At 61.4% G+C, this 18,446-nt stretch carries 17 protein-coding genes; 13 read left to right on the top strand and 4 right to left on the bottom strand.

What is annotated here, in order from left to right; translation table 11 throughout:
* Positions 1 to 60 precede the first annotated feature (60 nt).
* The 5 genes from HCI85_RS15160 to HCI85_RS15140 all read left to right on the top strand — a co-directional run bounded on the left by HCI85_RS15160 (position 61) and on the right by HCI85_RS15140 (position 7,270).
* Positions 61 to 249 carry a 4-oxalocrotonate tautomerase gene (locus HCI85_RS15160; protein ID WP_090251538.1) on the top strand — a complete coding sequence of 63 codons (189 nt, stop codon included), beginning with the start codon at positions 61 to 63 and terminating at the stop codon, positions 247 to 249.
* 225 nt (positions 250 to 474) lie between these two features.
* Positions 475 to 684, top strand: a complete 210-nt coding sequence (locus HCI85_RS15155) for a cold-shock protein (RefSeq protein WP_090251540.1) — start codon at positions 475 to 477, stop codon at positions 682 to 684.
* 135 nt (positions 685 to 819) lie between these two features.
* Positions 820 to 4,869: an ATP-dependent RNA helicase HrpA gene (hrpA, locus tag HCI85_RS15150; protein WP_167145626.1), complete on the top strand. Its 4,050-nt coding sequence runs from the start codon at positions 820 to 822 to the stop codon at positions 4,867 to 4,869.
* A gap of 94 nt (positions 4,870 to 4,963) precedes the next feature.
* Positions 4,964 to 5,770, top strand: coding sequence for a substrate-binding periplasmic protein (locus HCI85_RS15145; protein WP_167145623.1), 807 nt, complete (start codon positions 4,964 to 4,966; stop codon positions 5,768 to 5,770).
* Between the two features lie 117 nt (positions 5,771 to 5,887).
* A complete protein-coding gene (locus HCI85_RS15140; protein ID WP_167145621.1) occupies positions 5,888 to 7,270 on the top strand; it encodes a GntP family permease in 1,383 nt (460 codons plus the stop codon).
* 180 nt (positions 7,271 to 7,450) lie between these two features.
* On the opposite strand, the gene HCI85_RS15135 is transcribed toward HCI85_RS15140, so the two are convergent.
* Entirely contained in the window at positions 7,451 to 8,722 is a 1,272-nt protein-coding gene (locus tag HCI85_RS15135) for a sensor histidine kinase (RefSeq protein WP_167145619.1), read from the bottom strand.
* Positions 8,712 to 9,395, bottom strand: a complete 684-nt coding sequence (locus HCI85_RS15130; protein ID WP_160088265.1) for a response regulator transcription factor — start codon at positions 9,393 to 9,395, stop codon at positions 8,712 to 8,714. The genes HCI85_RS15135 and HCI85_RS15130 overlap by 11 nt, the downstream gene beginning before the upstream one ends.
* Before the next feature lie 107 nt (positions 9,396 to 9,502).
* Here HCI85_RS15130 and HCI85_RS15125 point away from each other — a divergent pair, with 107 nt between their 5' ends.
* From HCI85_RS15125 to HCI85_RS15110, 4 genes are all read left to right on the top strand, one after another.
* Positions 9,503 to 11,461, top strand: a complete 1,959-nt coding sequence (locus HCI85_RS15125) for an LTA synthase family protein (protein WP_167145617.1) — start codon at positions 9,503 to 9,505, stop codon at positions 11,459 to 11,461.
* Positions 11,462 to 11,502: 41 nt separating this feature from the next.
* Entirely contained in the window at positions 11,503 to 12,261 is a 759-nt protein-coding gene (locus tag HCI85_RS15120; protein WP_167145615.1) for a phosphatase PAP2 family protein, read from the top strand.
* A gap of 50 nt (positions 12,262 to 12,311) precedes the next feature.
* On the top strand, positions 12,312 to 12,650 hold the full coding sequence (locus HCI85_RS15115; protein WP_167145613.1) for a hypothetical protein: 339 nt from the start codon (positions 12,312 to 12,314) through the stop codon (positions 12,648 to 12,650).
* A 184-nt stretch (positions 12,651 to 12,834) separates the two neighbouring features.
* The gene (locus HCI85_RS15110; RefSeq protein WP_167145611.1) at positions 12,835 to 13,530 is read left to right on the top strand and encodes a tRNA (adenine(22)-N(1))-methyltransferase TrmK; all 696 of its coding nucleotides are present in this window, start codon (positions 12,835 to 12,837) and stop codon (positions 13,528 to 13,530) included.
* A gap of 28 nt (positions 13,531 to 13,558) precedes the next feature.
* Here HCI85_RS15110 and HCI85_RS15105 read toward each other — a convergent pair whose 3' ends face one another.
* Positions 13,559 to 14,332: an SDR family oxidoreductase gene (locus tag HCI85_RS15105; RefSeq protein WP_167145609.1), complete on the bottom strand. Its 774-nt coding sequence runs from the start codon at positions 14,330 to 14,332 to the stop codon at positions 13,559 to 13,561.
* Positions 14,329 to 14,658 (bottom strand): nuclear transport factor 2 family protein, encoded by a 330-nt coding sequence (locus HCI85_RS15100; RefSeq protein ID WP_167145606.1) that lies wholly within the window; start codon positions 14,656 to 14,658, stop codon positions 14,329 to 14,331. Before HCI85_RS15100 ends, HCI85_RS15105 begins: the two co-directional genes overlap by 4 nt.
* A 117-nt stretch (positions 14,659 to 14,775) precedes the next feature.
* On the opposite strand from HCI85_RS15100, the gene HCI85_RS15095 reads away from it, so the two are divergent.
* From HCI85_RS15095 to HCI85_RS15080, 4 genes are all read left to right on the top strand, one after another.
* Entirely contained in the window at positions 14,776 to 15,693 is a 918-nt protein-coding gene (locus HCI85_RS15095) for a LysR family transcriptional regulator (RefSeq protein ID WP_167145604.1), read from the top strand.
* 124 nt (positions 15,694 to 15,817) lie between these two features.
* Positions 15,818 to 16,714 (top strand): LysR family transcriptional regulator, encoded by an 897-nt coding sequence (locus HCI85_RS15090; protein ID WP_176600641.1) that lies wholly within the window; start codon positions 15,818 to 15,820, stop codon positions 16,712 to 16,714.
* Between the two features lie 3 nt (positions 16,715 to 16,717).
* The gene (locus HCI85_RS15085; protein ID WP_167145602.1) at positions 16,718 to 17,620 is read left to right on the top strand and encodes a LysR family transcriptional regulator; all 903 of its coding nucleotides are present in this window, start codon (positions 16,718 to 16,720) and stop codon (positions 17,618 to 17,620) included.
* A gap of 181 nt (positions 17,621 to 17,801) precedes the next feature.
* A complete protein-coding gene (locus tag HCI85_RS15080) occupies positions 17,802 to 18,431 on the top strand; it encodes a glutathione S-transferase (RefSeq protein WP_167145599.1) in 630 nt (209 codons plus the stop codon).
* Positions 18,432 to 18,446: the final 15 nt, after the last annotated feature.

Genomic DNA, 18,446 nt, shown 5'->3' with positions numbered 1-18,446 from the left:
AAGCGGATCGCCGTGACCGATCTAACCAGTCCTGTTTCATCCGTTATGAGGATTAATTAGATGCCTACCCTCCTGGTGAAAATATTCGAAGGTCGCAGCGATGAGATCAAACGCGAGTACGCCAAAGCCCTGACCGACGCCTCGACCAAGGTGCTTGGCTGCGACGCCAGCGCGGTGGATGTGATCTTCGAGGAAGTGAAAAAGGGCGACTGGGCCACCGGTGGCGTGATGTGGTCTGAGCGCGACTAGCCCTGAGTCGGGGATGGGTTATCCGTTGCACGGTGAGCCCATCCTGTTGCCTGCTTTCTTCTCCGTAAATATCGCTGCATAGCTTGTCCTGTATGGCCTGTAGCCTGCCGGCAAAAAGTCCTTTTCAGGCATAAACGCTGTTTTATACTCGGCCTTCGGTGATGGCCGGGCACTCGCCTGCAGGCCGCGCCACACAATAAAAACTGCACGCTGGAGATACAGGTAATGGCTGAGCGCGAGACAGGCACCGTCAAGTGGTTCAATGATTCCAAGGGTTATGGCTTTATTCAGCGCGAGAGCGGCGCGGACGTGTTCGTGCATTTCCGTGCGATCCGTGGCGAAGGTCATCGCACCCTGCTCGAAGGGCAGAAGGTCGAGTTCGCCGTGACCCAGGGCCAGAAAGGCTTGCAGGCTGACGACGTGTCCGCCGTTTAAGCCCTCTCCCGCAGTAGAAAAGCCCATCACCGATGGGCTTTTTGCTTTCTGTCCTTTGGTCGTTTTCCCCTAGGCAAAAATGCGACAATCGCCGCCTTCCTGCTCGTCCCCTTGACCCCATCCCGCGATTACACGATGACCGACGCCACGCCCGCCGTTGACCAACTGCTGAAAAACCTCGACCAGACCCTGCTGGGCGACCGTCATCGCCTGCGCCGCCAGTTGCATGAGCTGCGCAAGCAGACGCCGGTGGACGAAGCCAAGCTGGCGCAGTGGCTGCAGCGCTTTGAAGCCTCGGTGGCCAAGGTCGAGGCGCGCCGTTTGAGCGTGCCGCCGATGCGTTACGACGATGCATTGCCGATTGCCGCCAAGCGCGATGAAATCAAAGCCGCCATCGCCGCGCACCAAGTGGTGGTGATCGCCGGGGAAACCGGTTCAGGCAAGACCACTCAGTTGCCGAAGATCTGCCTGGAACTGGGTCGTGGCGTACATGGGCTGATCGGCCACACCCAACCACGGCGCCTGGCCGCGCGCAGCGTGGCCACCCGAGTAGCGGAAGAAATTGGCACGCCGCTGGGCGAGCTGGTCGGCTATCAGGTGCGTTTTGAGGACCAGAGCAACGAACGCAGCCTGATCAAGCTGATGACCGACGGCATCTTGCTGGCCGAAACCCAGCACGACCGCTATCTGGAAAAGTACGACACGATCATCGTCGACGAAGCCCACGAACGCAGTTTGAACATCGACTTCCTGTTGGGCTTTCTGAAAACCCTGCTGGTGCGTCGCCCTGACCTGAAGCTGATCATCACCTCGGCGACCATCGACCTGCAGCGCTTCTCCGAGCACTTCGGCGGCGCGCCGATTGTTGAAGTGTCCGGGCGTACCTTTCCGGTGGACACTTGGTACCGGCCGCTGGCGGCTGAGCAGGACGAAGACGGCAACCGCGTCGAAGAAGACCTGTCTGTGGATCAGGCGATTCTCGCCACGCTGGATGAAATCAGCGCCTTCGAGAAGAGCGAAGGCAAACGCCCTGGCGACATTCTGGTGTTCCTGCCCGGTGAGCGTGAAATTCGCGATGCCGCCGAAGTGCTGCGCAAGGCCAACCTGCGCCTGACCGAAGTGCTGCCGCTGTATGCGCGCCTGACCCCGGCCGAGCAGCAGAAGATTTTTGCCCCCATGGGCGCGCGCAAGATCGTCCTGGCCACCAACGTTGCGGAAACCTCGCTGACCGTGCCGGGCATCCGTTATGTGATCGACAGTGGCACGGCGCGCATCAGCCGCTACAGCTACCGCGCCAAGGTGCAGCGCTTACCGATTGAGGCCATCAGCCAGGCCAGCGCCAACCAGCGTAAAGGCCGTTGTGGGCGCGTCGAGCCGGGCATCTGCATTCGCCTGTACAGCGAGGAAGATTTCAACGGCCGTCCGGCCTTTACCGACCCGGAAATCCTGCGTACCAACCTGGCGGCGGTGATTTTGCAGATGCTGCATCTGCGTCTCGGTGAGATCGACGCCTTCCCCTTTATCGAGCCGCCGGATGGCAAAGCCATCAGCGACGGTTTCAACCTGCTGCAGGAACTCTCGGCGGTTAACCGCGAAGGCCAGCTGACGCCGCTGGGCCGTCAGTTGGCGCGCCTGCCGGTGGACCCACGCCTGGGCCGCATGGTGCTTGAAGGGGCGAAGCAGGGCAGCTTGGACGAGATTCTGATCATCGCCAGTGCGCTGTCGGTGCAGGATGTGCGCGAGCGACCGTCCGACCGTCAGCAGGCTGCCGACCAGGCCCATGCGCAGTGGAAGGACGTCGATTCCGATTTCGCCGCGCTGATCAACCTGTGGCGCGGCTTTGAAGAACAGCGCCAGGCTTTGGGGTCAAGCGCGCTGCGCAGCTGGTGCCGGAAGAACTTCCTCAATTACTTACGCCTGCGTGAGTGGCGCGATGCGCATCGCCAGTTGGTCCTGATTACCCGTGATTTGCAGCTCGGCAAACCGGCGAGCGAGGCGGGTAGGGGCGAGCCGCGCGCTAAAGAGCAGACGCCTACTACCCAGGACCGCCGGAATGCCGGACCACAACTATCAGCGGCCCAGAAAGAAAAAGAGCTGGCCGAAAAAGACCAGGCCGCGCAGCGCGCCAAAGGCTACGCCGCCGTGCACAAGGCGATTCTCGCTGGCTTGCTCAGCCAGATCGGCCAGAAGACCGAAGACGGCGACTACCTCGGTGCCCGCCAGCGGCGCTTCTGGGTGCACCCGTCCTCGGTGATCGGTCGCAAGAAACCCAGCTGGCTAATGGCTGCCGAGCTGGTGGAAACCACCAAGCTGTTTGCGCGCATGGTGGCGAAGATCGAGCCAGACTGGATCGAGCCGTTGGCCGGCCACCTGATCAAGAAAAACCACCTGGAGCCGCACTGGGAGAAGAAGCGCGGCCAGGTCGTGGCCTATGAACAAATCAGCCTGTACGGCCTGATCGTGGTCGGCCGCCGTGCGGTGCACTTCGGTCCTATTGATCCGGTGGCCTCGCGTGAGCTGTTTGTCCGCGAGGGCCTGGTCGGTGGCGAAATCAACTCGCGCGCCAAGTGCCTGACTGCCAACCGTCAGCTGCTGGAAAAACTCGACGAACTGGAAGCCAAGGCACGTCGTCGCGACATTCTCGCCGACGAGGAAACCCTGTTCGCCTACTACGAGGCGCGCCTACCGGCGAACATCTACCAAAGCGCCACCTTCGACAGCTGGTACAAAACGGAGAGCGCAAAAAATCCGCAGCTGCTGATCATGCGCGCAGAAGACGTGCTCGCCCGCGATGCCAAGGAAGTCACCGCTGCGCAGTACCCGGACACCCTGCGCCTGGGCGAACTGACCCTGCCGCTCTCGTATCACTTCGAGCCTAATCACCCGCGTGACGGCGTGACCCTGCGTGTGCCTGCGCCGCTGTTGCCGCAACTGCCGCCTGAGCGCCTGGAATGGTTGGTGCCGGGGCTGCTGGAAGCCAAGTGCATGGCCCTGGTACGCGGCCTGCCCAAGGCGCTGCGCAAGAACTTTGTGCCGGTGCCGGATTTTGTCGGTGCCGCCCTGGGCAAGATCAGCTTTGCCGACGGCAGCCTGCCCGAGGCCCTGGGGCGCGAGCTGACACGTATGACCGGTACGCGGGTCAGCGAGGAAGCCTGGGCCGAGTCTGCTGCGCAGCTCGAAGGCCATCTACGGATGAATATCGAAGTCGTCGACAACCAGGGTAAGCCCCTGGGCGAGGGCCGCGACCTGGCCGAGCTGACCGCGCGTTTCAGCGAAGCGACCCAGGCGGGCCTGGCCTTGCCGAAAACCGCCAAGAGCCAGCAACCGGTAGAGGCCAAGGCCTTTAGTGAAGTGGCGGCGAAGACCCAGCAACAGGTCGCTGGCCTGTCCATGACCGTCTACCCGGCGCTGGTGGAAGAGGCGGGTGTGGTCAAGGAAGGGCGCTTCCCGACCCTGGCCGAAGCCGAGTTTCAGCATCGCCGTGCGCTGCAGCGCTTGCTGTTGCAACAACTGAGCGATCAAGCCAAGTTCCTGCGCGGCAAGCTGCCGGGGCTGACCGAGCTGGCATTGCTTTACCGCGACATGGGCCGGGTCGATGCGCTGGTTGAGGATATTCTGCTGGCCAGCCTCGACAGCTGCATCCTTGAAGGCAGCGAGCCGCTGCCGCGCGACGGTGCGGGCCTGGCGGCTCTGGCCGAGCGTAAGCGCGGCGACTGGACCGGCGAGGCCGAACGCCTGGCCAAGCTGACCCTGGAAATCCTCAAACTCTGGCACGGCCTGCAGAAGCGCTTCAAAGGCAAGATCGACCTGGCTCAGGCCATGGCGCTGAATGACATCAAGCTGCAGCTGAGCAATCTGGTGTATCCCGGTTTCGTCCGCGAAACCCCGGCGCAGTGGCTCAAAGAAGTGCCGCGCTACCTCAAGGCAATCGAACAACGCTTGGACAAGATCGCCGGCCAGGTGCAGCGCGACCGCGTGTGGAGCAGCGAGCTGGCGGGTTACTGGGAGCAGTACCAGGCACGCCTGGGCAAACACAGCCAGGAAGGCAAACGCGACCCGCAGCTGGTGCTGTACCGCTGGCTGCTGGAGGAGTACCGCGTTTCGCTGTTCGCTCAGCAGCTGGGCACCAAGCTGCCAGTCTCCGACAAGCGTCTGAGCAAGCAGTGGAGCAGCATCGAAGCTTAAGCGCCCCTCTAGCATTGGCCTGAATCGGCGGCTTGCTTGATCACCGGAAGGTACTGCTAGACTCAGGCCACATCCCGTCGTGCCCGCGTGAGTGATGATCTTGATTGCAGTCGATGTACGCCGCTCGTCCTTACTGCGCCTCCGCTTTTTGCTTGCCCTGTTGCTGCTCGCCTGTTGGCCGGGTCTGGCGGCAGCCACCTGTGAGAAGACGCTGCGCTGGGACGATGACCCGCCGTTCAGCATGCAAACGGCGGATGGCGCGGTGGTTGGCATCGACGTTGAAATCAATCGTGCGGCGCTGGCCCGTTTGGGCTGCCAGATCAAACTGCGCAAACTGCCCTGGGCGCGGGCGCTCAAGGAGCTGGAGCTGGGCCGCCTGGATATTCTGCCTGGCGCCTTTCGCCGGCCAGAGCGCGAGGTTTATGCGCATTTCTCCGGCCCGGTGCTGCCGCCCTCACGCAATATTCTGTTTATGCATGCCCCAGCACTGCAGCGCTGGCCCATCACTCAGCTGCTGGAACTGCAGCACAGCGAATTCCGCCTGGGCGCACAGATCAACGTGGTCTACGGCGCAGACTACGCACAACTGATGGATGATCCGGCGTTTGCCGCGCGGGTGGTGCAGGTGGCCAACCGCAACAACCTTTGGCGCATGGTTGGCAAGGGCCGTATCGATGGGGTGATTGCCGACGAAAACACCGGCGCCTACGAAATCCAGCAACTGGGCCTCAGCGAGCGGATCAAGCCCACGGCTGTGGTGGTGTCCAGCGATGCCGCCGAGATTGCATTCAGCAAGCGCTCAATCGGGCCTGATTTTGTCCAGGCCTATGCCGATGCGCTGCGCGAATTGGTAGCGGATGGCCGTTATGAGCGGATTGTGCAGCGCTATATACAGCCGTAAACGTGACCTGCTGAAAAATAGGCAGCGCTATCGCTATTGATTTAACGGCACTGTTACTCGCGCTGCTTACTGTGTGATGCTGTGGCACGACAACAATAAATAATAAGGAGCGCAGTTATGTTGGGGGATTTAGGGCTGTTTGTTGGGCTTGCGTTGCTCATCTGGATGGCGTTGCGCGGCGTCAATATTTTAATTGCCGCGCTGCTGTGTTCGTTGGTGGTGGCGTTGACCAACGAGCTGGAAGCCCCCAAGGCTTTGCTCGAATATTTTCCCTTCGGGCCGTTAGGGGCGTTCACTTTCGCCGGCAAGTTCTTTGTACTTTTTCTTTGTGGCGCGATCTTCGGCAAAGTCATGGCTGCCAGCCAAGCGGCCAGCAGCATTGCTCAAGCGATTACCCGGAGCCTGGGAATTCAACGCACCCTATGGGTGAGTATGGTGGTCTGTGCTCTGCTGACCTATGGCGGTGTGGTGGTGTTTGTGGTGATTTTCACCATGTACCCACTGGGCATTACCTTGATGCGCGAGGCCAACTTACCCAAACGGCTGTTCTGCGCGGCGACGGCTTTGGGCTCCGGCACATTTACCATGACCGCATTGCCGGGTTCGCCCTCGATCCACAACGTGATCGCCTCCAGCGCACTTGGCACCGATCTGTTCGCCGGTGCCTGGCTTGGCCTGTTGGCCAGCGCGGTGATGATTATCCTGGGTATGGCTTATGTGCAGCGTGAGTGGCGTATGGCCCGTGCCCGGGGCGAGGGCTTTGAGAGCAATGCTCAGGATCTGCGCATGCAGCAGTTGGCAGGGGAACCCGGTACAGGCCCGCATTGGGGCATGGCTTTGCTGCCGATTCTCGTGGTGCTGGGCGTCATCATGTTGCCACGTTTGCTGTTGCTCAGCGGCGGGGTGACGGCGGGTGAGGGCATGCTCGGCCAAGTGCTGAACTTCAGTCAGCGTCAGCCCATTATCTGGCCAAGCCTGGCCCTGACAATCGCCACGCTGACGGCCATTCTGCTGTTCCCGGCGTTACGGCGTAATACAGTGGCGATGCTGGGGCAGGGCGCCGATGACTCCATCATGCCGCTGCTCAATACCGCTGCAGTGATCGGCTTTGGGGGCGTGGTCACCCAGACCGCGGGCTTCGGCCAGTTCGTTAACTGGGTACTGTCGGTGGACATGCCGCCGCTGTTGTCCATTTTCGCCTCGGTCAGCGTGGTGTCAGGCATTGTCGGCTCGTCTTCCGGCGGCCTGCAGATCTTCATGCAAACCCTGGCCCCCAAATATCTGGAAATGGGCGTGGAGCCTGAGGTGCTGCACCGTATCGCCACCATTGCCGCTGGCGGCCTGGACTCGCTGCCACATTGTGGCGCGGTGATTGCCATGTTGATGATCATGGGGCTGAACCATAAACAGGCTTACAAGGACATCTTTGTGGTGACGGTACTGATCCCCGTGATTGCCGTATTTGTCTGCATCGGCGCATTGGGCCTGATGGCCGCTTGATAAGGCCGTTCCCGCACGTGGTCAGCCAATTCCGCTGCCCCGCTGTTGGCTGATGCCCGCGGGGCGGGTGCTGGATTTTACGCCTTACGATGAGCGCGCCATTGAGGATGCAGCCAAGGCTGTGGCTGTGGCATTGATGCCGTAAGGCGCACGAAGCAGTCGTGCGCCCGATGGTCGGGTTTAGGCGTCAGGGTTGAATGCCACCGTAAAACAGCTGCCGCCTTCCTCCAGGTTGCGTACCGAGATCATCCAGCCCTGTTTGCTGCAGATTCGTTTCACCAGAGAGAGGCCCAGGCCAAGTCCTTCCCCGCGCGCCTCTGCACCCCGTACAAAAGGCTGAAAGATCTGCTCATGTTGCTCCGGGGCAATGCCCATGCCGCTGTCTTCCACGCGAAAACCGCCGGTGGTCAGCACCAGGTGCACAAAGCCTCGCTCGGTGTAATGCAGGGCATTGCGCAGCAGGTTAGCCATGACTGTGTTGAGCAAAACCGGGTTGTAGAGGCCCGAATCCGGCCCCTCCTGTAGGCATTGGAAATCCAGGCCCTTTTCAGTGAGCAGCGGTCCCCAGCGGTTGGCTTGTTCCGTCGCCACATCGGTCAGGCTGCTGTTCGCCACAAAGGCACTTGCGTTGGCTTTATCGCGCGCCAGTTGCAGGAAGGTCTGCACCAGGTCGCGCATTTCTTCACTGGCCCGGCTGATGCGCTCAATCTGCTCGCGCTCACGCGGCGGCAAATGGCCTTCGGCCAACAATTCGCAGGAGGTAGCAATGATCATCAAGGGAGTGCGCAGTTCGTGGCTGACATCACTGGTGAACAGCCGCTCGCGCTCCAGCGATTGGCGCACCTGGCCCAGGGTGCTGTCGAAGGCCGCCGCCAGTTGACCCACTTCATCGTCGGGGTATTCGGGAGCCAGTGGTGGTGCCAGCACATGCAGCTGGTCGCGGTGGCGCACCTGCTGTGCCAGCCGACTCACCGGGGCCATCACCTTTCGAGCCATGATCAACCCAAGCCCCCAAGCACCGACCACGGTGAGCAGAAAACCCGCTAACACGACGTCGAACAGGGCTTGCTCATGGGCTTCGAATTCGTGCTGTTCCTGCGCCAGGAGATGGGTCTGGCCATTCATTTTGCGGCTGTAGACGTAGAACGCGGCGGTGCCATCAACCACTTCGGTAAAGCCGGCCGGCAAATCGGCGAACCGCGCGGGTATCGGGTACTGCGGCTGTTCGGAGCTGAAAAAATGGGTCATGGAGTCGAGCCTGGGCGGGCGCCCATGCTGAATATCTTCCTCAAGCACCTTGCCCAGTTCTCGGTTCAACTCCTCGGAAACCAGGTTCTCTTCAATGAAGTGCACCACGGCCACGATGCTCAGCGAAAACAGGCCGCTGACCAAGGTGGTCATCAGCACGAAGGCAATCAGAATGCGCCTGGAAAAAGGCTGTTTAGACACCATCGGTCTGCTCCGCCAGTCGATAACCGACGCCATGCAGGGTGTGTAGCAATGGGGACGCGAACGGTTTATCGAGGACCTGACGCAGCTGATGAATGTGGCTACGCAGGCTGTCGCTGTCCGGGCAATCATCGCCCCACAGTGCATCCTCCAAGGCTTCGCGACGAACCACTGCGGGGCTTTTCTGCATCAGTACGGCCAGTAACTTGAGGCCCAGTGGGTTGAGTTTGAGCGGCTGTCCCGCCCGGCTGACATGCAGGGTGTCGAGGTCATAGACAAGGTCGGCGACTTTCAACTGGCGCTTGCGGCTGCCCTGGCTGCGCCTCAGGATCGCCTCAATCCGTGCCACCAGCTCAGACAGCGCAAACGGTTTGATCAGGTAATCGTCAGCCCCGGCCTGCAAACCTTGTAGCCGATCATCCAGGGCGTCGCGGGCGGTGAGCATCAGGATCGGTACCTCATTGCGGCCGTCCTCACGCAGCCGTTTGCACACCTGATAGCCGTCAATGCCTGGCAGCATGATGTCCAGCACGATCAGGTCATAGTGTCCGGTACTGGCAAGGTGCAGACCGCTCAGGCCGTCTTGTGCACAGTCAACGCTGAACCCCTTGAGCTGCAGGTAGTCGAGCACGTTGGCGAGGATGTCGCGGTTGTCTTCGATCACTAGGATGCGCACAGATAGAACTCTTTCTCTGGTTTTGACACTTTCTTCACATCCCGTTGACGCCTGGCTCACAGGCCTCGCCACAGACTGCGGCTCGTTCATCCAGCAAGGATCATACGATGCCTCAGCTTCATTACGCCCAACTGCGCTACCTGTCCATCATCGTGCTGGCCTGGCTGGCAGTGTTCGTCCTGACGCGCAGTGTACTGCTGCTCAGTCACCTGGCCGCTGCGGATGTCAGCCTGCTGCAATGGTTCGGTGTCTTCGGGGTTGGTCTGGTCTACGACCTGAGCTTTTTGCTGTATGCCACGTTGCCTCTGGCGCTTTACCTGCTGGTGTGTCCGGCCCGTCTATGGTGTCGGCGCTGGCATCAACGCCTGCTGCTTGGCCTGGTCGGCGTCAGCGTGTTTGCGATGCTGTTTACGGCGGTTGCCGAATGGCTGTTTTGGGATGAGTTCGGCGTGCGGTTCAACTTTATCGCCGTGGACTACTTGGTTTACTCGGAAGAGGTGATCAACAACATCCTCGAGTCGTACCCGATCTATCCGCTGATTGCGTTGCTCGCGGTGATCGCCATGGGGGTCAGCGTTGCATTGTATCGGCCGGTGGAAGCTGCGCTTCAAGCACCACTCATGCCCCGCGGCCGTGCCTATGCAGCCCTGGTAGCGCTGTGCGTGCTGGTCGGGTTGGATGGTCTGTCGGTTGGTCAGGACAGCCCGCGTGGCCTGGGTGGTAATACCTATCAGCGGGAGCTGGCCAGCAACGGGCCGTTTCAGTTCTTCGCGGCTTTTCGTAATAACGAACTGGACTACCCGCAGTTCTATGCAACGTTGCCGGCGCCGGAAGTGGCCAGCCTGTTGCGCGAGGAGGTGAGCGAAGCCAATGCCCGCTTTATCGGTCACGACCCTCAGGACATTCGCCGGTTGATCGATAACCCCGGTCAGCCACAGGTGATGAACGTGGTGCTGGTCACCATCGAAAGCCTCAGTGCCAAATACCTGGGCAGCTTCGGCGATGTGCGAGGCCTGACGCCCAATCTGGATGCCCTGCGTCAGCAGAGCCTGAGCTTCAGTAACTTCTACGCCACGGGCACACGTACCGACCGCGGATTGGAAGCGATTAGCTTGTCCATACCGCCCACGCCTGGCCGTTCAATCGTCAAGCGCATTGGCCGTGAATCCGGTTATGGCAGCCTGGGTCAGCAGTTCAATGCCCGCGGTTATGACAGCGTGTTTATCTACGGCGGGCGCGGCTACTTCGACAACATGAATGCCTTCTTCAGCGGCAATGGTTACCGCGTTGTCGACCAGAGCAGCGTGGCGGAAGGCGATATGACCTTCAAGAACGCCTGGGGCATGTCCGATGAGGATCTTTATCAGCAAACCCTCAAGGTCGCCGATGCAGACCATGCTCAGGGCAAACCCTTCTTCCTGCAACTGATGACCACCTCCAACCACCGGCCTTATACCTATCCCGATGGGCGCATCGACATCCCGTCCGGCGAGGGTCGTGAAGGCGCGGTGAAGTACACCGATTACGCGATCGGCCAGTTCTTGCAGCAGGCCAGAGCTAAACCCTGGTTCAACCAGACGGTCTTCGTCTTTGTGGCTGATCACACGGCCGGCAGTGCAGGCCAGGAGGACCTGCCGGTGGCGAACTACCACATCCCGTTGTTTATCTACGCCCCAGCCCTGATCCAACCCCAGGCATTCACTGAAGTGGCGAGCCAGATAGACCTGGCACCCACCCTGCTGGGATTGCTCAACATCGATTACAGCTCAACCTTTTTTGGCCGCAACGTATTGCGTAAAGATCGCGCCCCTGGGCGGGCGCTGATTGGTAACTACCAGCACCTGGGGCTGTTCGACGGTCACGACCTCGCCATTCTCAGCCCGCGCCGGAGTATGCGCAGGCATGACGATGCGCTTGGGTTGAGCCACGAGTCTTCAAGTACGGTCCGCGACAGTTTGCTGCGCCGCGATATCGCCTACTACCAGGGCGCCAGCCACGCGTTTCAAAAACGCTTGATGGCGTGGCAACCCTCAGCCCTGCCTGAAGCACAGCTCAGCAACCGCTAATCCCCGCACTGCTTCGGCAGTGCCTTGACTGGAGTGCAGTGATGGCAGTCGTACGCACGGCTCATACCAATCGCTACTTTGATTTTCGCCTTGCGCTGGGCATTCCCTTGGCGCTGATGGCGCTGCTCCTACTGCTGGACCCCAGTGGCGTGGACTTCGCACTGGCGCATCGTTTCTATGAGCCGGGGCTGGGGTTTGTCGGTCGGCATAATTTCTGGCTGGAAGACATCCTGCATGACCGCGCCAAACAGGGCGTGATCATTCTGGGCGTTCTGTCGATTGGCGGCTTGTTACTGAGCTTGGTGGTTAAGCAATGGCGGGCATGGAGCCTGCCGCTCGGCTATCTGGTGCTGTCTCTCGCGGTATCGACCAGCATTGTCACACCGCTGAAAAAGCTGACCGCGATGCAATGCCCCTGGAGCTTGACTGAGTTCGGTGGCGAAGAGGCGTTCAGCCCGCTACTGGGTGAGCGGGCCGTCACAGACCACCCCGGTCGTTGCTGGCCGGGTGGCCATGCTTCAGCCGGTTTCTCGCTGATTGCGCTGTTCTTTGCCTTGCGTGATCGCTACCCGCGAGGCGCCCGGGTCGCACTGGCGCTGGCATTGGGCCTGGGTACGATTTTTTCTATCGGGCGGGTGATGCAGGGTGCGCATTTCCTTTCGCACAACCTGTGGACCCTGCTCTTCGATTGGCTGATCTGCACGCTCTTTTACCGCTGGCTACTGTATCGGCCGAGTGCCGTCTGTGACGCCTCGCCGGCGCAACTCCCCGTCCATCCCTGGCGGAGCGATGCCTTATGAGCGGCAACCCTGGCAGTACTGTCCGCCTCGGATACCGGCATGGCGTAAGCATGCTGACTGTCAGTGTGCTTATCTGCCTGTTAAGTGGCTGCCAGAGCATGCGCGAGGCCATGATCGCCGAAGGGTATCCCGCCCCATTTGTTGATGGGTTTGAAGCCGGTTGCAGCAGCGGTCGGCAAGCGGCTGGGGCATTGTCCGACTTCCGCAAAGATGTTCCACGCTACCTGCAGCAACCCCTCTACGCACAAGGTTGGGAAGATGGCTTTCGCCAATGTCAGGCCGCGCTGGAGAGCGCCATCGAACGTGAACTGCACGATAGCGACATGCGCGACCGGGAGTGGCGTCGGCATGTTGACCAGGCCATGGCTAAAGCCCTGCGCAGCAGCTGAAACTGGCTATCGAAGCGCCTGCTGTGCACCGCCCTGTGGGGCTAAGACTGCCTGTCAGTGAGGTGCTACAGCCGTGGCTCGCTGAGCGCTGGTCGCCGAAAGTTGCCATGCACGCTGTGGCTCGACAAAATCGCGCACCGATTCGGCCCAATGGTCGGGTGGCGATGTTGAGAAGAGGCTGGAGTTGAACGAGCAGACACTATCCATGCGTCTGGAACGCGTGGCAGCGCATGTGCCCGCTGGGGCGCGGTTGGCGGATATTGGCTCGGATCACGCCTATCTCCCGGTGGCCTTGATGCGCCGTGGGGTTATCGAGGCCGCCGTGGCCGGAGAGGTGGCCTTGACGCCGTTTCACGCGGCTGAACGCAGCGTGCGTGAAAGCGACCTAAGCCCGCGCATTAGCGTGCGCCTGGCTGATGGTTTGGCGGCGATTGAGGCGGGCGATGCCATCACGGCGATCAGCATCTGCGGGATGGGCGGTGAGCGGATTCGCGACATCCTCGACAGCGGTAAAGCCCGCCTGAGTGGTCAGGAACGTTTGATCCTGCAGCCCAATGGCGGCGAGCAGCCGCTGCGCCAATGGCTGATGGACAATGGTTACCGCATCCTCAGTGAGGAAGTGCTGCGGGAAAACCGATTTGCCTACGAAATCATCGTGGCCGAGCGCTCTGGCCCGGTGACTTACAGCGCCGAGGAGCTGTACTTTGGCCCGCTGCAAATGCAGGCGCGCAGCCCGGCGTTCCTGGCCAAGTGGCAGCGCCTGCTGCGCCTGAAGCAGCAGACCCTGGCTGACTTCGCGCAGGCGCGGCAAGCGGTGCCGGAAGAGAAGGTGCAGAAAGTCGCCCAACAGACGCAGTGGATTACTGAACTGCTGGCGTAAGCCGGGTTCAGGCGGCCAGCATGCAGTGCTAGGCAGTTGGCACGGTTCCGCCATCAATCACAAACTCGCTTCCGGTGATCGATGCCGCACGTGGTGAGGCCAGGAAAGTAATCAGCTCCGCCACCTCTGCAGGCTTGGCCGGGCGGCCGAGCGGAATCCCGCCGAGGGCAGCCATGATGATGCGTTTGCCGCCTGCGTAATCGGTACCGGCTTCCTGCGCCAGCCGCTCGGCCAAGGCTACCGACGCTTCGGTCTCGATCCAGCCCGGCGACACCCGCACCACACGCACGCCTTGTGGCGAAACCTCTTTCGACAGGCTTTTGCTGTAGGTCGACAGCGCTGCCTTGGCCGCCGCGTAAGCCGTAGTGGCATCGGGCAAGGGCAGGCGGTTCTGGATGGAGGTCACATGGATGATCACGCCGCTCTTGCGCTGCAGCATCGCCGGGAGCAGGGCGCGATTCAGGCGCACGGCTGGTAGCAGGTTAAGGTCGAGTTCGCGCTGCCACTGCGCGTCGTCCAATACCGCAAAGCCGCCGCTGGGTGCCGATGAGCCGCCAAGGACGTGGACGATAATGTCCACATCACCCAGCCGTTGCCTGGCTGCGGCGACCAATGTTTCGCAGCCTTCCGGGGTTGCGAGGTCGGCCTGCACGAACAGCTCATCCGGCAGATCGCTGTTGGCCTGCCGGGCGCAAGTCAGCACCTGTGCGCCCTCGGCAAGGAACAGCTCGACCACCGCGCGGCCGACGCCTTTGCTGCCGCCGGTGACCAGTACGAGTTTACCGCTCAGGTCGAGGTTCATGGCACGATCTCCAGCGTGCGGATCTGGCCGTCCTGCAGCAGAAATCGATGATTCAGCATCACCGGGCTACCGGGGAAGTTACCGACCAGACGCGCCGTGACGCTCAGCGAATCGTCACTCTGTGTCGCCGCCAGCGGCTCGACGCTGTAGGTGAATGCCTGGCGGGCCTGCTGTTGCCAGGCTTCGATGGCGGCAATGCCCTGGTGCGTGCGGTTTTCGTCGGTCACGCTGGCGTGCGCGCAGAAGCAGGCGGCAAGGCGCGAGATGTCGGCGCCATTGCTGACAGCAAAGTAGGTCTGTACGGCGTCAGGCAGGTGCAGGTTCATGGCCTGATCTCCTCTCACAGTGGGTTGGGGTTTACGACTGTGATCTTGCCGCTCGCTTGATAGTTTGCTCAACTGGGATAGACGTTAACGGCCTATCCCGAATTTCAGGACAATTGCATGGCAGATTCACGCCTTGGTCTCAATGAGCTGGAAGCTGTGTTGGCCGTGGCACGGCGGGCGTCCTTTCGCCTGGCCGCTATCGACCTGGATGTATCAACCACGGCATTGAGCAACACCATTGCCAAGCTGGAGGCGAGCCTCGAAACGCGGCTGTTCAACCGCACCACCCGCAGCGTGTCGCTGACCGAGGCGGGTGCGATGTACCTAGAGCAGGTCGGCCCTGCGTTGCAGGACGTACGTGCAGCGCTGGAAGCGGTGCGTTCGCACAATGCCGGGCCGTCGGGTGTGTTGCGCATCAATGCCTTCGTCAGTGCCGCCCGCGCCGCGTTGCTGCCGCTGGTGCTGGAGTTTCTACAGCGTTACCCGAAGGTGCATATCGACCTGGTGACCGAAGGCCGCCTGGTGGACATCGTCGCGGATGGTTTCGATCTCGGCGTGCGCGCCGCGAGTCTTGTGCCCAGCGACATGATCGTGATTCCAATCGGCCCGCCGCAACGCTACGCGGTGGTCGGCTCGCCCGCCTACTTCGCCCAGCACGGTCGTCCGCATAATCCGGCGGATCTGCTCAAACATCAGTGCATCCGCATCCGCCTACCCAATGGGGCGATTTACCCCTGGCATTTCGAGCGTGCGGGGGAAGTGACCCGGCTGGATGTGACTGGCCAACTCACCCTGGACGAGCCGAGTGTCGCCAAGGCGGTGGTGCAGGCAGGGGTGGGGCTCGGTTTTTTTATGCAGCAGGATGTGCAGGCCGAACTCGACGCCGGGCAATTCGAGCGGGTGCTGGAGGCGTGGACGCCGCCCCGCGACAACCTATGCCTGTACTACCCGAACCGGCGCAACCCCTCCGCCGCGCTCAAGGCATTCACTGCGTTGGCTCGAGGTCATCTGCCGAGCAAAGACCAACGCGGATGATCCACCCGTTGTCTGCCACCGCGTGGTGGTCGGCCGCGGCACGCAAGCGCTACGCTAGGGCCTGCTAGGCCATTCTTTAGGTCAGTCTCAACGTTGGGCGGTGAGCGTGGACAGGTTTCAGGAAATGAAGGTGCTGCTGGCCGTTGCCGAAGCAGAAAGCTTTGCCGGCGGAGCCCGGCTGGTGGGTATGTCGCCACCCAGCGTGACCCGGGTGATTGCCGGTTTGGAGAAACGCTTGGGCACGCTGTTGCTGGCGCGCAGCACGCGAAGCCTGCGCTTGACCGAAGCGGGGCGGCGCTATGTGGAGGACTGCAAGCGCATCCTGCTGGAGCTGGAAGAGGCCGAAGAGTTGGCCACCGGCAGTAGCATTCGGGCACGGGGCAACCTGACCGTGACGGCGCCGGTGATGTTCGGTGAGCTGTACCTGATCCCGCTGATTACCGAGTACCTGTCAGCGCACCCGCAGGTGACGATCAATGCGCTGCTGGTGGATCGCCTGGTGAACATGGTGGAGGAGGGCGTGGACGTCGCCATCCGCATTGGTCAGCTGCCGGAAACCGGCTTGCAGGCCATCAAGGTTGGCCATATTCGTCCGGTGATCTGCGCTGCGCCGGCTTTTCTCGAACGCTTTGGGCGGCCACAGGAACCCAAGGAGGTACTGGCAGCGCCCATCGTGATGTCCTCGGCCAGCAGCCTGCTCACCGACTGGCAGTTCAACCTGGGCACCAGCGCTCTTACCCTGCATCCCAAGCCGCGCCTGCTGGTGAGTTCCAACCAGGCGGCGATCAATGCTGCACGGCTGGGTTGGGGCCTGACGCGGGTGTTGTCGTATCAGGTGGCCGAGTTGGTCGCAAAGGGTGAGCTGGAGATCATTCTGGAGCCCTTTGAAGCAGCGGCACTGCCGGTGCATGTGCTCTATCAAGGCGGCGGACGAGTACCCGCCAAGGTGCGCACCTTTGTCGATTTCTGTACCAGCCGCTTCCTACAAGACCCAGCGCTGCAAAGGGGCGAAGGTGCTTAAGCCATGAGTCGCTATCGGCAGATGCAGGTGTTCGCCGCCGTGGTGCAAGCCGGCAGCCTGGCCGCGGCCTCGCGCCAGCTTGAGCAGTCGCCCACGACCGTTATGCGCAGCATCGCCGCCCTGGAAACGCGCCTGAACAACAAGCTGTTGTTACGCGGGCCGCGCGGCGTCGAGCTAAGCCCGGCAGGCGAGCAGTTTGCCGTCAGCTGTCGGCAGATTCTCGAACACACCGCTGTTGCCGAGCGCTCTGCCGCCGGCGTGCATGCGTGCCCCGCTGGTCGGTTGACCTTGTCGTTACCGCTGCTGATGGATCAGCAGGTACTGATGCCAATTGCCCTCGATTATCTGACGGCGTTCCCTGAGGTGCAGTTGGTCACCCAGGCCTGCGAAGGTGTGCCCAAACTGCTTGAGGAGAACATTGATGTTGCCCTGGTGGTGGGCCATCTGCCGAACTCGTCCGGGTTTGCCATGCCGGTGGGCAGGGTGCGGCCGATTGTTTGCGGTTCTCCCGCCTACCTGGCCAAGTGGGGACGCCCGCAAACGCCTGAGGACCTCAAAGCGCACCGTACGGTATTGACCACCGCCAGCGGCCAGCAAAGCGAATGGCGTTTTCATGGTGAGCGCTCCACACGCTTGGTGAAACCCTTGCCGGTACTGACGTGCACCACTCAGCGCGCCGCCATCCATGCCGCGACCCTGGGGCTGGGGTTGATTCGCTGCATGAGCTACGAAGCGCACCATGAATTGCAGAGCGGGTTGCTTGAGCCGGTATTGAACGACTTTGCCAGCCAGGCCTTGCCCGCCCAGTTGATCTACCGCGACGGCCGCCGGGCCGAGGCGCGTGTGCGCACCTTTATCGACTTCGCCACGCCAAGGCTGCGGGCTCATCCGGCATTTCTAGACTGACAGGGCGCCGCGACCGTGCCTGTGTGCGATCGTATTATTTTATAAAACGGAATTATGCATTGCTCTGCATGGCGATTCTGCTTAGCCGCGAGTAGGCGCAGCATAAACCTACCAGCGCAAAAGCCGCCCAGCTTGGGTGACGCAGCGCTGATTCATCTGACCCTCTACAAGGAGCCGCACCATGTCTCAGCCAGCCATCAAACTCTATCGCCACCCACTGTCCGGCCATGCCCATCGCGTTGAGCTGCTGCTCTCACTGTTAAAGCTGCCCACCGAACTGGTGTTTGTCGACCTGGCCAACGGGGCGCACAAGAAACCTGAGTTCCTCGCCATCAACGCTTTCGGGCAAGTGCCGGTGATTGATGACAACGGCACCCTCCTCAGCGACTCCAACGCCATTCTGGTTTATCTGGCCAAGAAGTACGGCAACGGTAGCTGGCTGGCTGAAGAACCCCTTGCTGCTGCGCGCATTCAACGCTGGCTGTCGGTAGCCGCGGGCCAGCTGGCTTACGGGCCAGCATCGGCTCGGTTGATCACCGTGTTCGGTGCACCCTTGAATGCCGAGGATGTGATCGCCCGCTCCCATGCCCTGCTCAAAGTGATGGACGGCGAGTTGGCCAACAGCCTGTTCCTGGCAGGCGCAACCGCCAGCATCGCCGATGTCGCCAACTACACCTATATCGCCCATGCCCCGGAAGGCAATGTCTCGTTGCAGGCCTACCCGAATGTGCGCGCCTGGCTGGAGCGGGTAGAGGCACTTCCCGGGTTCGTGCCGATGCAGCGTACCGCCGCAGGTCTGCACGCCAACTGAGTCCGTCATAGGCTG

Origin of the sequence: Pseudomonas sp. OTU750018 (genome assembly GCF_011636575.1) — a bacterium.
Lineage (GTDB): Bacteria > Pseudomonadota > Gammaproteobacteria > Pseudomonadales > Pseudomonadaceae > Aquipseudomonas > Aquipseudomonas peli.
Note: the sequence above shows the minus strand (reverse complement) of the source record. Positions and strands in the feature narration are given on the sequence as shown.